This is a genomic window from Anaerostipes butyraticus (genome assembly GCF_016586355.1).
Lineage (GTDB): Bacteria > Bacillota > Clostridia > Lachnospirales > Lachnospiraceae > Anaerostipes > Anaerostipes butyraticus.
On sequence record NZ_BLYI01000043.1, the window covers coordinates 229157 to 242679 of the forward strand.

The 13523-nt window shown below is 42.4% G+C and carries 14 protein-coding genes and 2 pseudogenes; 1 reads left to right on the plus strand and 15 read right to left on the minus strand.

From position 1 onward, the window contains the following. Positions 1 to 15: 15 nt before the first annotated feature. From JMF81_RS10445 to JMF81_RS10490, 10 genes are all read right to left on the minus strand, one after another. A complete protein-coding gene (locus tag JMF81_RS10445; protein ID WP_201311395.1) occupies positions 16 to 3393 on the minus strand; it encodes an FtsX-like permease family protein in 3378 nt (1125 codons plus the stop codon). An 8-nt stretch (positions 3394 to 3401) separates the two neighbouring features. Then, complete coding sequence (locus JMF81_RS10450) at positions 3402 to 4103, minus strand: ABC transporter ATP-binding protein (RefSeq protein WP_201311396.1); 702 nt, start codon at positions 4101 to 4103, stop codon at positions 3402 to 3404. Positions 4104 to 4154: 51 nt separating this feature from the next. Continuing rightward, positions 4155 to 4328 (minus strand): DUF4250 domain-containing protein, encoded by a 174-nt coding sequence (locus JMF81_RS10455; RefSeq protein WP_201311397.1) that lies wholly within the window; start codon positions 4326 to 4328, stop codon positions 4155 to 4157. 18 nt (positions 4329 to 4346) lie between these two features. Next, positions 4347 to 5138, minus strand: coding sequence for a zinc ribbon domain-containing protein (locus tag JMF81_RS10460; RefSeq protein ID WP_201311398.1), 792 nt, complete (start codon positions 5136 to 5138; stop codon positions 4347 to 4349). Between the two features lie 18 nt (positions 5139 to 5156). Next, positions 5157 to 6329 (minus strand): zinc-ribbon domain-containing protein, encoded by a 1173-nt coding sequence (locus tag JMF81_RS10465; protein ID WP_201311399.1) that lies wholly within the window; start codon positions 6327 to 6329, stop codon positions 5157 to 5159. Positions 6330 to 6343: 14 nt separating this feature from the next. Beyond that, entirely contained in the window at positions 6344 to 6877 is a 534-nt protein-coding gene (locus tag JMF81_RS10470) for a YARHG domain-containing protein (RefSeq protein ID WP_201311400.1), read from the minus strand. A gap of 25 nt (positions 6878 to 6902) precedes the next feature. After that, positions 6903 to 7727 carry an N-acetylmuramoyl-L-alanine amidase gene (locus tag JMF81_RS10475; protein ID WP_201311401.1) on the minus strand — a complete coding sequence of 275 codons (825 nt, stop codon included), beginning with the start codon at positions 7725 to 7727 and terminating at the stop codon, positions 6903 to 6905. Between the two features lie 58 nt (positions 7728 to 7785). Further along, positions 7786 to 8331, minus strand: coding sequence for a beta-class carbonic anhydrase (locus tag JMF81_RS10480; protein ID WP_201311402.1), 546 nt, complete (start codon positions 8329 to 8331; stop codon positions 7786 to 7788). Continuing rightward, positions 8328 to 8828, minus strand: coding sequence for a Cys-tRNA(Pro) deacylase (ybaK, locus tag JMF81_RS10485; protein ID WP_201311403.1), 501 nt, complete (start codon positions 8826 to 8828; stop codon positions 8328 to 8330). The genes JMF81_RS10480 and ybaK overlap by 4 nt, the downstream gene beginning before the upstream one ends. Positions 8829 to 9002: 174 nt before the next feature. Next, positions 9003 to 9350 (minus strand): helix-turn-helix domain-containing protein, encoded by a 348-nt coding sequence (locus tag JMF81_RS10490; RefSeq protein WP_201311404.1) that lies wholly within the window; start codon positions 9348 to 9350, stop codon positions 9003 to 9005. Between the two features lie 149 nt (positions 9351 to 9499). On the opposite strand from JMF81_RS10490, the gene JMF81_RS10495 reads away from it, so the two are divergent. Continuing rightward, a complete protein-coding gene (locus JMF81_RS10495) occupies positions 9500 to 10357 on the plus strand; it encodes a hypothetical protein (RefSeq protein ID WP_201311405.1) in 858 nt (285 codons plus the stop codon). Positions 10358 to 10406: 49 nt separating this feature from the next. Here the strand turns inward: JMF81_RS10495 and JMF81_RS10500 are convergent, their stop codons facing one another. From JMF81_RS10500 to JMF81_RS10520, 5 genes and pseudogenes are all read right to left on the minus strand, one after another. Continuing rightward, positions 10407 to 10793 carry a hypothetical protein gene (locus tag JMF81_RS10500; RefSeq protein ID WP_201311406.1) on the minus strand — a complete coding sequence of 129 codons (387 nt, stop codon included), beginning with the start codon at positions 10791 to 10793 and terminating at the stop codon, positions 10407 to 10409. Positions 10794 to 10859: 66 nt separating this feature from the next. After that, positions 10860 to 11246, minus strand: a pseudogene (locus JMF81_RS10505) (peptidoglycan-binding protein); the annotation flags it as partial. 238 nt (positions 11247 to 11484) lie between these two features. Then, positions 11485 to 12288, minus strand: a complete 804-nt coding sequence (locus JMF81_RS10510; protein ID WP_201311408.1) for a dCTP deaminase — start codon at positions 12286 to 12288, stop codon at positions 11485 to 11487. 107 nt (positions 12289 to 12395) lie between these two features. Then, on the minus strand, positions 12396 to 12575 hold the full coding sequence (locus JMF81_RS10515) for a helix-turn-helix domain-containing protein (RefSeq protein WP_201311409.1): 180 nt from the start codon (positions 12573 to 12575) through the stop codon (positions 12396 to 12398). Between the two features lie 395 nt (positions 12576 to 12970). Beyond that, positions 12971 to 13523, minus strand: a pseudogene (locus JMF81_RS10520) (N-acetylmuramoyl-L-alanine amidase); the annotation flags it as partial.

The following is a 13523-nucleotide window of genomic DNA, read 5'->3' on the forward strand; positions in this document are numbered from 1 at the left end:
TTTTCTTGTCCTTTCTTATTCCGTACTCTTTAAGGATTCTACCATGTCAATTTTTTTCAGCTGAAAATACATCAGGAAATTGATCATGACAGCAAATCCAATGGTCAGCAAGGTGCTGTAAACATAGCTTGCCATATAAATGCTTCTGCCAAACATGATCAGGTCGACTTCCGCCGTCAGGATCACATATCGGTGCAACAGTATTCCCATACCGATTCCGGCAATGATTCCAAGGATGGTCAGAATCACATTCTCCCGGTACACATATTCTCCTACCTCCAGATCATAAAATCCCAGCACCTTGATTGTTGCCAGCTCGGCACGGCGTTCCGAAATATTAATATTATTTAGATTATATAGCACTACAAATGCCAGAAGTCCGGCGGATACGATCAATACGACTACAACGATATTCAAATTCGCCACCATGTCTTCCATGGTCTGCGCGTCATCTGAAACAAAAGATACTGATCCTGCGCCATCCTGATCGAGGATCTGGCTTCCTGCTGTATTTTCCCAATCCGCGGAAACGTTTTCGGTACAGCAGTAAATATTTGTCGCCTCCGGCGCTTCCCCGTACAGCTTCTCATACAGTTCCGGAGACATATAGATTTTGTTCATCATGTAGTTTTCTGTTAAGGCAGCTACTTTGACTTTGACAGATCCATCGTCTCCTTCCTTAATGGTAATCTCATCTCCTGGCTCTGCTCCAAGCAAAGACGCTGTTTTTTCAGCCAGGATGACTCCCTCTGTTCCCAGTTTTTCTCTTTCTCCAGTCTTTCTGTCCTGCAGAGAAATGTATTTATCAAAGGCTTTTAAATCCAGCGGCACGATAAAAGATGCTGAACATGTCTCCCTGCCGGCCTTGAGATCTACTGTCGTTTCTCTGACTTCCCTGACTGACGTGATCTTATCTTTCCTGGAAAGCCACTGTATCAGCTCTTCCTTTTCCTTGTCTCCTGCTCCCTCCTTTAATCCAACAGATATATCATACCGGATAATCCTGTGGAACTGATTATCTGATATCGCCGAAATAGAATCCTTCAGTCCAAATCCTACCAGCATCAGCGCCATACTTCCTCCGATTCCGAAAATCATCATAAAAAATCTTTTCTTATACCGGAACATATTCCGCATGGTCGCTTTCCAGATAAAGCTTAAACGCTTCCAGATAAAAGGAATTCTTTCAAGCAGAATCCTTTTCCCTTCTTTCGGAGCCGCAGGCCGCATAAGCTGAGCCGGCTTTTCTCTCAGTTCTTTGTAACAGACAGACATCGTTGCAAGTACTACAACGCCAATCGCAATTCCGGAAGCCATCAGTGTGTACTGAGCTTCCAAAGGCACCTGAACGGTTCCAAGACCTACATACATCATCTTATAAGCTTCAATGATGATCTTTGGCAGTACCTTTTCTCCGACTACCGCACCAACAGCACTTCCGGTAACCGTTGCCGCCATGCCGTAAATCAGATATTTAGCCGCAATATCTCTTCCCCCGTATCCCAGCGCTTTCATCGTGCCTATCTGTGTCCGCTGCTCTTCCACCATACGCGTCATTGCAGTCAGACTTACCAGCGCCGCCACCAGGAAAAAGATAGCCGGGAATACCTTGCCGATCGCGCCGATCCTTGCAGCCTCCTCTCCATATTCTACATAGGACTGGGTCTGTTTTCTGTTCAGAATGTACCAGCTGCCTTTTTCCATATCGCTGACCTTATCTTTTGCATCCTGAATCTTTTTTTCTGCCTTTTCAAATTCTTCTCTGGCTTCTTTTTCAGACTCCTGATATTCCTTCAAGCCCTTCTGGTACTCTGTCTTTGCGTCTTCCAGCTGCTTTTTTGCGCTTTCCAGCTGTTTCTTCCCCTGGGCAGCCTTTGTTTCATTCTGCTGAAGTGTCTGCCTGGCCTGTGCGAGGGCCGCTTCCTGTTTTGTAATCTCATTTTCTGATGCCTCCAGCTGCTGCCGGGAGGCATTAATTTTACTTTTGCCTTCTGCAAGCTGCTTTTTCGCGCTTTCCAGCTTCTGTCTGCCTTCCGTTACCTGCTGTCTGGCTGAGCTGATCTCTTTCTGTCCTGCCTCCAGCTGCTGCCGGGCTGTCTGAGCCGCCGTCTGACCTTCTGACAGCTGTTTTTTCATTTCATTTAATGTCTCTTCAGACGCGTCTGGCAGCTGTTCATACTGTGCAATCTGCTCTTCCAGCTGTTCCAGAGTCTTTTCTTTTTCTTCCAGCTGCTGCCGGGACGTTTCAAGCTTCGTTTCTTCCTGTTTTACTTTCTGCTCTGATTCTTCCAGTGTCTTTTCCTGCTGCTGTATCTGGCTTTCGCTGGATGTAAGTTTCTTTTCTTCTTTCTCCAGCGCAGATTTCCCGCTTTTAATTTTTTCTTTTGCACTGCTGATCTGTTCCAGTCCACTGTTATATTCTTCCCAGCCTTTTTTAATTTCCTCCTCTCCGTCTTCCAGTTCTTTTTGTCTGCTGTTTAATGTTTTTTCTGAAGCGTCAATCTGAGCTTTCGCATCTTCCAGCTGTTTCTTCGCATCGGAAAGTTCCTTCAAGGCCTGATTCTTCTCTTTTTGGAATGTTTCTTCCTGACTGGCAATCTCCTCATTGGCATCATCCTGAATTTCCTGCAGACGTGCCTTATTTTGCTGATTCTGGATATCTTCCAGCTGATCCCTGGTCCTGGCTACCGTATCATCATAAGAATCTGTATAAGCCAGTTCCTTTTTGGCATCTTTGGCTGTTATGTAAATTTCCGTATAGACATCCAGAGAAAATGCTTTTTTCGGCACTACGAGAAATCCACTGATACTGCCGTTTCCAATGCTGCTGCTTCCCCGTTCCATAGAAAGATACGCTGAAGACTTCCCGATTCCCGTAATCTTAAATCTGTTCTCTTTCAGTGTGTCACTCAGATCATCTTCTGTACCGGATGATAACACAAGGATATCCCCAATCTTCAGCTGATTTTCCCGGGCAAAGTGCTCATCCACCAGACATTCCTTCTGTCCGGAAGGCATTTTCCCTTCTGTCACCTCAATCTGATTTAACTCATCTGCAGCCGACATCACCTTAATCACATACTCATCTTGTTCCCCTTCCTTTTGACAGATGGTGTCCACTGAATAATATCCTTCTGCCTTAACAACACCGGGCAGATCCTGTATGGCTCTCAGATTCTGATCTGACAGTCCCAGCGTTCCCAGAACCTCGAGATCCATAAAACTGCTGTCATCAAACTGACGGTCCGCTGTAATCTTCATGTCTTTTTCCGTTACTCGGATTCCTGAGTAAAACGCTACTCCAAGGGCAACAATAAAAAAAATCGACAAAAATCTTGGCAGTGTCCTGCGTATGGTCCGGATAATATCCTTATATAATGCTTTTTTCTTCATTCGCATCCCTACCATTCAATGTTTTCTACTGGCGCTGGCTTTTCATTTTTTGTAATCCTGCTCACCTTTCCGTTTTTTATCTCGATCACCCGGTCTGCCATAGGAGCGATCGCCAGGTTATGTGTGATTACCACAACTGTCTTTCCCTTCTTCCTGCAGGTATCCTGAAGAAGTTTCAGAATCGATTTACCTGTCTGATAGTCCAGGGCTCCCGTCGGCTCATCGCACAAAAGAAGCTTCGGGTTCTTCGCCAAAGCTCTGGCAATGGAAACTCTCTGCTGTTCTCCTCCTGACAGCTGCGCCGGAAAATTATTGAGACGGTCTCCCAGACCGACTTCCCGCAATACTTCCTCCGCATCCAATGGATTCTTGCAGATCTGCAGAGCCAGTTCCACATTCTCTACCGCCGTAAGATTCGGCACCAGATTATAAAACTGAAAAACAAATCCTATGTCATCTCTTCGGTATCTGGTCAGCTGTTTTGCGTTCCATTGAGCGATGTCCTCTCCATCAACAAAAACAGCGCCACTGGTCGCAGTATCCATACCGCCTAAAATATTCAGTACGGTTGTTTTACCCGCTCCACTGGCGCCGATAATCAGGGCGAATTCACCTTTTTCTACTGTAAAATCAATCCCATCCACAGCCTTTGTGATGACTTCGCCTGACTGATAAATTTTCTTAACATTTTCTAACCGAATTAACTCCATGTCTGCGTCTCCTTATATGGAAATTTTAACATAGATTTAGCATTTCGGCTACTACCGGAATTGATTTATTTCTTTTTCATATGTGTATCCGATAGCTTCTAATTGTTCTGCGATTTTCTCCCCATCAAGATCCAGTTCCCGGCATAATTCCTCATAACTTCCATAGAAATCCCGCAGCTGGGTATTGATGTAGCTTAGAAGCATCACAGGGTCTTTTGGCAGCATATTGTCTCCTCCTTCGGCCTATAACAGGTTTTCCAGTGAATTCAGAGAATCCAGTCCGCTTCCAATGGCAGAAGTCAGCATCTGAGTCAGGACCAGATACATGATCACAGCCATAATGATCACGATCAGCAGTGCGGCGTATGTTACGCCGTCCTTCTTTGTTTTTGGATAATTAAACAATGCGGCATAATAATAAATATTGCCGAGAACCATTCCTACAAGGAGCACAATGACCGCAAAAACATTCAGTTCCACGATAACTCCTACGGCCGCAAGGATCCATCCCATGGCACATCCCAGGCTTTTAACTCCGACGATCTGACAGCTTTGAAACCAGTTGATCTCCGCTTTGCCCATTCCGCGCATCAGTCCCCAGACAAGCAGTGACGTGATCAGAGCAAATACCATTGAAAAAATCACTTCTTTCAGAAAATATCCTCCTGCGGAAGGCAGCTGGCTGCTGATTGTGCTTCCAAAAGTGCCATAGCTGGTCGTCAGACCGGCAGTTGCTTTGGAAATCAGCTTATCAATCAAGAAAAAGACGCAGAGACCTGAAGCCAGCGCTTCAATTCCCATCAGGATCAGACCAACCTTGCTGTTTTCATCGGCTACAGACTCCTGAAATCCTGTTACCGGCCGTCTGATCATATTCAGAATCGCCTGTATATAATTTTCATGAACCGGATGCACTTCTGTATCTTCTCCATTTTCTTTTTTATCTCCTTTTGGAGAAGTATCTGGTTTAGGATCACACTTTGGACATCTTCCATCTACCAAAGGGGTTCCGCATTTTGTACAAAAATTCGCCATATTTTTCATCCTTTCTTTCTAGTAATAAGAAACGGTATTGATTACCCATTTTCCATCCTTTTTCACCATATAAGCAGTACCTCTGACAATGCATGTACCTGTCGTATAACTTCCGCTGAACAGCCGGTACTGGTAAGTACGAGTCGCGCTTACGTTCACAGGAATTCCATTTGCTACGCTGTAATAGCTTCTTGTCGGATCCACTGCCACACAGCGGCTGACCACAAGCTCTCCTAAATTCTTTGTATCGCTTCCTGTAGAATAAGTTCCTGTGCACAGGGATTCTCCATATAACTCTGCACGCTGGTCAGAAATAAAATAATCCGCCAGATTTGATTTCTCTCTTCCTTTGATCTTATTTTCCGTAATATCTGGAAGATAGCTTTCCAACGCTTTTGCAGCTTCTTCTTTCGCGCTGTCAGAATACTCGATCTGACTGATCAGACTGTTTCCGCTGGTATCGAACGTATAGCTGTTCTTCGTAAATATTCCATCCGCTCCGCTGAATGTGGCCTTGTGCGTTCCTCTGAAAAGTTTTACGCTGTAAGATGTCGCATCATCACTGTCTGATGTATTTTCTGCTTTCACGCCGTCAATCTTCAATGTTACTCCTGAAATATTCGGCACTGTTACCATCTGAAACGATACGCTGCTGTCTGAAACACTGGTTACTTCATACTTGTCAAAAAAGAAAAAAGATTTTTCTGCAGATCTTCCTACCGTGACGGTAATATAACTGAATCCTTTCCTGATTCGATAAACATACTCACCATTGCTGAGATATCCTCCCACCGGACTGGAAAGGGTCTCTGTATCACTCTGATCCATAGTTGCTTTAAAGGTATCTTCGTTGATAAAAGTATCCTCTTCAAAATGATATGCATCATACACTTTGGACCAGTTTCTATCATTATAATTTTTCACAAACTGGTTCGCCGCTGATTCCGGCTTGCTGTTCCTTGTTCCGAGATAAATAAATGCAGCAATCAGCACTGCCAGAACAATAATCTGTGCAATTATGATCTTCTTTGCCTTCGGGCTGAAAGATTCTCCATCCTTCGGCTTTTTCTTTGCTGCCGGTTTTCCTGGTGTTTTCTTTTTCGGTTTCGGGGCTTCTCCAATTTTAGCTCCGCATTCCCCGCAAAAGAGAGCACCATCTTCTACTTCTTTTCCACAATTTGGACAATACATTGTTTCACTCCTCCCTATCTGGCACCTCTCTCTTCCAGAATGTCCGCCATCAGATTGACATTTTTCTTCTCATATCGGTTCAGCGTAATATCATCCTGGTCATCGACTGTGCCGGTATACCATTTCTTTTTTTCAAATTTTTCCTGATTTGATTTCTTCGTAAACTTTAATCCATGCCTGGCGTACACTTCATTGATTGCATACTGAATCTCTTCTGTTGACAGTTTTTCTATTTCTTCTTTCGTCAGATAAGAAGTATTAGAATCCGGAAATACATATCCGTCATCTGCGTTCATTATTTCAGAAGCAGATTTACTATTACTGTCTTCTTCTGTTGTCGCCTCAGAAGAAGATGCTTCTGTCTTATCAGAGTCTTCTGTCTGTGCTGCAGCAGATTCTGTGTCTGACGTCTCCTGCTCCTCCGAAGCCGCAGATTTCTCTGCAGATGAAGACCTGTTTTCTGTTGCCAGGCAGAAAATCAGAGCCGCTGCCACCACTACAATTGCTGCAGACAATATGGCAATCACCTGTTTTTCTTTTGCCCTCATTTACAGTCCTCCTTTTCCCATTGATCTATTCCTCAAAGTAACGGTCTACCCCCTCTGCGATTCCTTCTGCTAAACGGTTTTGATACTGATCATCTGACAGTTTCTGGTCTTCTTCCGGGTTGGACATAAATCCCATCTCAATGATCGTTACCGGTATTTCACACCAGTTGATGCCAGACATCTGATCGGTTTCTATCACTCCTCTGTTCCTGGCTCCCGTCCTGTGGCATAGACTGCTGCCTACCAGACTTGAAAGTCTCTTACTTTCTGAAGCAATTTCTCCACAATAAGGATTTGCCTCTGTCGGGCACATGGTCAGTGCGCCATTTGCAGATGAGCTGCTGTCACTGTTGCAGTGCAGTCTCAGAAAAACGGATGCGCCGCTGCCATTCGCCATCTGCGCTCTTTTTCGATTGCTCAGTTTGACATCATTGGTTTCCCTTATCATATAGACATCATATCCTCTGGCCTCAAGAATACTTTTTAATTTCATGGATACTTCAAGATTCACCTGATATTCCGGTTCTCCCGTCACAACTCCTTCTGTCCCGGAAGATACCATCGGCTTTGTTTCCGATGCGCCCGGGCCAATCGGCTCCTGCTCGGTCATCTGTTCCTTCTGATGCCCTGGATCGATCGCCACCATGATCTTCTCTTCTTTCTCTGCCGTCGTTTTTTCTTCATCGGCAGCTGCTGATGTCTTCGCCGTCGATGCCGTTTCTTTTGCCGCTGCGGTCTCCCGCTGAGGCGCTGCTTCTGTTTTTTCTTTTTTCTGACATCCTCCGAAGCACAGACATGCTGTAAGAATCAGAAGCATCAGATATTTTCTCATGCCATCCTCCTTTTTCATCCATCCTCCTTTTTCATCCATCCTGATTTTTTATTCAAGTCTCAAAACTGCAGGCTGTTTAAGGAACTACAATGGACAGCTCTCCTGTTACAGAATCCATCACATACCCGGAAATTTTTACATCCTTTGGAATCAAAGGATGTTTCCGGAGCATATCCACAGAATCTTTTACAGAATTTTCCACACAGTCAAATCCTTCCAGCCATGTATCAAAATCTACCCCGCAATGACGGATCAGATCAATCTTATCTCCGTCAATTCCTCTCTCTTTCATCTTTTCGATCATCATCTCACTATTAATATGCTGCACGCCGCAGTCCGTATGTCCGATGACCATAACTTCTTCTATGCCCAGCTCGAAAATACCGACCAGAACACTTCTTACAACGCTTCCAAACGCATGGCTCACGACACCTCCTGCGTTCTTTATAATCTTGACATCGCCGTTTTTCAAGCCCAGAGCTGCCGGCAGCAGCTGTGTCAGTCTCGTATCCATACAGGTAATGATCGCAATCTTTTTATCCGGATACTTGCTCGTTTTATATTCTTCGTATTTCTTTTCTTCTACAAATTTTTTATTATATTCCAAAATTTCTTCTATCATACTTCCTCTGTCTCCTCTTCTCGCGTCAAAGATGCCGTCACACCTCTGCAGGCTTTCAGATAATCTTCCGGTTTCAATTCCAGCTGGATTCCATTCTTCCCGCCGCTGACCATGATGGTCTCCTGGTCTTCTGCGCTTTGATCCAGTATGGTCGGATATTCTTTCTTCATGCCGATGGCCGTACAGCCTCCGCGGATATATCCTGTAATCTTATTAATATCTTTTACATGGATCATCTCCACAGATTTCTCATGAACTGCCCTGGCGGCTTTCTTCAGATCCAGCTCTTTATGGATCGGTATTACGAACACAAAATATCCACCGCTCTTTCCTTCTGTTACCAATGTCTTAAATACTCTTTCATAAGGTTCATTCAGCATATCCGCAATCGCAATCCCGTCAATAAATTCCCTGCATTCATATCTATGTATTTCATAAGGGATTTTCTTTTTCTCCAGGATCCTCATAGCGTTTGTTTTTGGTTCTTTTTTTGCCATGATGTTTCCTCCGGAAAGCGGATATCAGTCTCCGCTTTTTACTTTCATTAACTACCAGCACATTATATCATAAAAAGAGCCTGTAATGTAGTTAAAGTTTAAGAGCAGAAAAAAAGCCATTGATCTTAAAAATTCAATGGCCAGACTGCATGGATAACTTATATTTTTGAAAATCTATGACGACAGCTTTCTCTTTTTTGTTTTTTTCTTATGATTCATGCAAACGAAAACTCTGCACTGTTCAATACAGATATTCTTTTGTTCTTCTGTCAGTGACCTGAAAATTCGAAGCATTTCATCTTCCTGATGATTCTCTGTTTCTCCAGAAGAATAATCCAGTAAATAATCAATGGACACATCAAAATACCCTGCAAGCAGTTTCAGCGTCGCAAAATCCGGTTCCCTTGTATTTTGCACGTAGCTGCCTATCGTAGATGGAGCAATATTCATCTGCTGTGCCAGTTCTTTCTGTGTCATATTCCGTTCTTCAATCAGAGTCCGCAGGTTATTGCCAAAGCTCATATCATTCACCTCCGACTTTATAGTAAATGAAAAGAAAAATGAACTTTCGATAATGCCCGATATGCGTTTACAAACCACAAAATGAGTTTTAAAATATTTCATAACAAGGGGATTTACATATATTATTTTTCAATGAAAGGGACAAATACATGGGAACTGACATAGATGCTGTTTCTGATATTATTGAACATATGGACCGTCAGCTCAGGGCTCTTTACCTGAAACATGAAGATGGCTTCAGAGAAAAAAGGCTCTGGAATCATACTTACGTCAAACATCAGATCGACCGCAGGAGAAATCATAAAGATTTTAAGATTCAGGATCATATCCGGGCAATGGTTTACTCTATGCTCAGTTCCGGGATCACCTGGGACGACACCAAAAAGGCTGTCAGCCTGAATCTTGGACACGTTCCTGAGATTGACCAGATTTTCTGCCAGTATGATCCTGATCTTCTTCAGGCAAAAACACCTGAAACATTAACTGATGAAATCAAGAGGCTGAACTATGCGGGTCAGAACACCAAACGGCAGATGGATGGACTCATTCATACCAACCTGAAAAAAATGGTCCTGCTGGAACAAAGATACGGAACCATTGATTCCTATTATCATCTCTGGATCCGGCAGGATCCTTCTATGAAACTTCTGATCAGAGCTCTTTCACACAAAGACAGCCCTGATAAGTATATCCAAATGGGCGAAGTTTTAACCGCGGAATATCTTCGAAACATCGGGTATGATCTTGCACGTCCGGATCAGCACATCCGGCAGATTCTTGGCAGCTATCATCTTGGCTGTTCAGAACATTTCACCGCGGCGATCTATGAAACATTGGATCTTATCAGAAACATTGCAGAAAACATGAATAAATCAGCGGCAGAAGTGCATTATATCCTATGGTCTTACTGCGCAAAAGGGTACGGTGAAATCTGTACCTCAAAAAGCCCTAAATGCTGCATGTGTGCCGCAAAAAAGATCTGTAAAAATAAAAAATATGTATCATAACGAACGGGAGCAGCTGTATAAAAGCTGCTCCCGTTATTATTTTCAAAAATTATCTTGCGGATAATCCATACATCAGCGAAACATAACATGCGAAATCTCCAATTCTTTTTCTCTGATATCCCAGTTCCTCCCGCCATTCTGCATTCAGATTCTGTTCTTTCATGCATTCCGCCAGCTGGTCCAGAGAAGCGATCACACTGTCATGTTTTATCGTTCTTTGATCATTATCCCTCTTCGGTTTCGGTGTAATCTTCCAATGGGCACGCAGATCTGCATATGCTGTCATTTTTTCAATTGCGTTCTCCCAGGCTTTGTCAAAGGCATCATTGTCATCCGGCGCTTCTTTCATAATCTCCTCATAAATCTTCATGGCTTCTTCAAAGGAAATCGGATCCGGCGCCTTTAAATATTTATCATATACAAAATCTTTAAACATAAAACAACCTCCTTTGTATTTTCCTCTTTCTTTAGTATACCATTTCTGTCTGTTGATTTGTAAAATTTAATTCAATTCGGCAATCCGGCTGACGCCCACATAAATTTCACTGATTTTATACCAGGTCGGGTAATCCACAACTCCTGTTTCCGGAAGTCCAAATACATTTTGGAATTTTCTCACAGCGGCCGCTGTACTTTCTCCATACTGGCCGTCTGCCGCAATCGTAGGAATCGATGGATAATCTCTGGCAATGCGATTGATCTGCTCCTGCATCTGCCGCACCTTATCACCGCTTGATCCGATCGTCAGATCATATCCTGGCCAGGATGCCGGAATTCCTGCAATCTGTTCTGCTGTATTAATATACATGTTTTCTCCATAATAATACCGCAGGATTTCAATTGGCGCGTACCCCTGGTCTCCAAGATATTTAGATCCCCATTGTGTCAACCTTTTCGTAATTGTTTATAATATTGAAACAATATGGATTATAAATCTATTTCTTTAAAATCAATACTGAAATTCCTTTCCCTGTGCGATTTTCCCGTTCAAAACACTCCTATTGTACTTTTTATTATGTTTTAATCACAGCATGCCTGTATCAGTATTTCAATATATTTCGGAAACTGTTTAAAAAGAAAGCCAGGTTTTTCCCTGGCTATTCTTCGAATATGTCCATATTCTGCAACTATACCATTCTGCAAAATGCAATAGTTGCTATGAGCAAGAATACTAAAATCGCACTATACACGATGTAAAACCCTTTGCTTCTTCTTTTGTTTACTATCAGCAATATCAAGCCTAGCATCACTGTAATACAGAACGTAATAGATAAGTTCATTGCAATAATATAACTGCTATTTAAGTCCGCCTCTGTAAATGCCTGTGAATTTATTGATATCAAAGAAAATATTGCAACAATAATACCCATTAAAGTTAATACATTGGCATAAATTTTTTCAGACATATTTTCAATTTCTTCTTTTGTTTTGTCAAAAGACTTTATTTTATCCCTATATTTATTTTCATAATTACCAAATCCAACATATTTCTCCTCATTGTTAAATGATGCCCCCTCTTGTTTATCATATGTTACCTCTGGTACTTCTTTTAATTCTTCAAAAAATATCTGTGCAATCTTGTCACCCTTGTTCAGAGAAATGATATTTCCTGATATATTATGTACCCGTAAAAAAGCATATGTTTCATGCCCCGGAAAATATTGTGGTCCGTCTACCTTTATTCCCAGCCTTAATAATGAATTTTTCTCACCTATCCTTCCAGTTATATTGTAAGGCATCTTCAACTTTTCTTTTGTTCTTATTATAATCGTTTCACTTGGAGCAAGTTCTACTTTTTCGTTGTCCGTACCTTCAAATGCATCAACCGATAAATCATAAGATATTCCCGTAACATTATCTTCATTGTACGCCTCCGTTATCAGTTGTCCTTGACTCACCCACCTTTTTATATCTTTATCTACAAGCATCATAGTATCACCTCTTTTAATACTAATATAATACAGATTTTAATCTCGCATTTCAAGTAACTTTACAAAATCCGTTTTGCTTTATTTTGCGCCCTGTTAAGCATTCTGCTCTATTCGTTCTTTATCTGTTCCAATTTTTCCAAAACAAGAATCTGGACATATTCTGGCGGAATCCTATCTCCTGCTTCCCAGCTCTGGATCGTTCTCATTGGAACTTTCATAATCTGATTCATTTTTGCCTGCGTTAATCCTGCTGCCTTTCTTGCGGCCTTTACTTCATCTTTCCACATAATCATTTCTCCCTCTTCCATTCCCTCAGTATATATATTATCACTCCGGTAAAAAATATAATTCTCAAAATATCAAAAGCCATTGTTAGACCTCCTTTTTTATGATATTCTATTTGTACAGGGAAGAAAAACCTTCCCCGTACTATTTACTTTAGTATTTTCTCAATCAGGTCAGCTATCGCTGATATTAGATTGAGCAACGCCGTTATTAAGATTATGATTTCCAGTCGTCTCTTATAACGGCGTTTTTTCTTTTTCTTGCTCATAAGCATCTCCTCCTTTCCTTTACTATGGTTATAGTATACCACACATTGTGCGTATTGTCAATGGATTTTTGTAAATTTTTGGAAATATTTTCACAAAAAGAAAGACCGGAGATTGCTCCCCGGCCAATTCTACTGTTTATTGATCCACTGCTGCAGCTTTTTGATGCAAGGAGATTTCGCACTGAATACTCCATCCTGCGTACAGCCAAAATATTTCTGAATCGCTTTGATCGTCTTCGGTCCGATATGTCCATCCTGCGCTGCCCCTACCTTCTTCTGAATCGCTTTAATGAGCGGACTGTATCCGGATGGATCACCTTCCCATTCCCAGCCATCTTCCAGACCAGGGTTCTGGTCTTTGTAACATTCATACTGATTGGATACCTTGCCGTCTACGGTCGTTCCGAAGATTTTCTGCAGGGCTTTTGTGGTATTCGGTCCCCAGTATCCATCTACAGTCACGGTCATCTTAGATGCGCTCGTGCTTCCGGATGCAGTTGAGCCTGATGATGAACTGGTACTGCCGGATGTGCTGGATCCGCCTTTGATATCTTTGTTCAGCATACCACGAACAATTGCTTTCGCACATCTCTTTGCATCCCATTTCTCGTAATCATCTTTATCATCCACGAAGCAGCACTCAATTAAGTATGCAGGTGCTTTTGTTTTTCTAAGCACATAA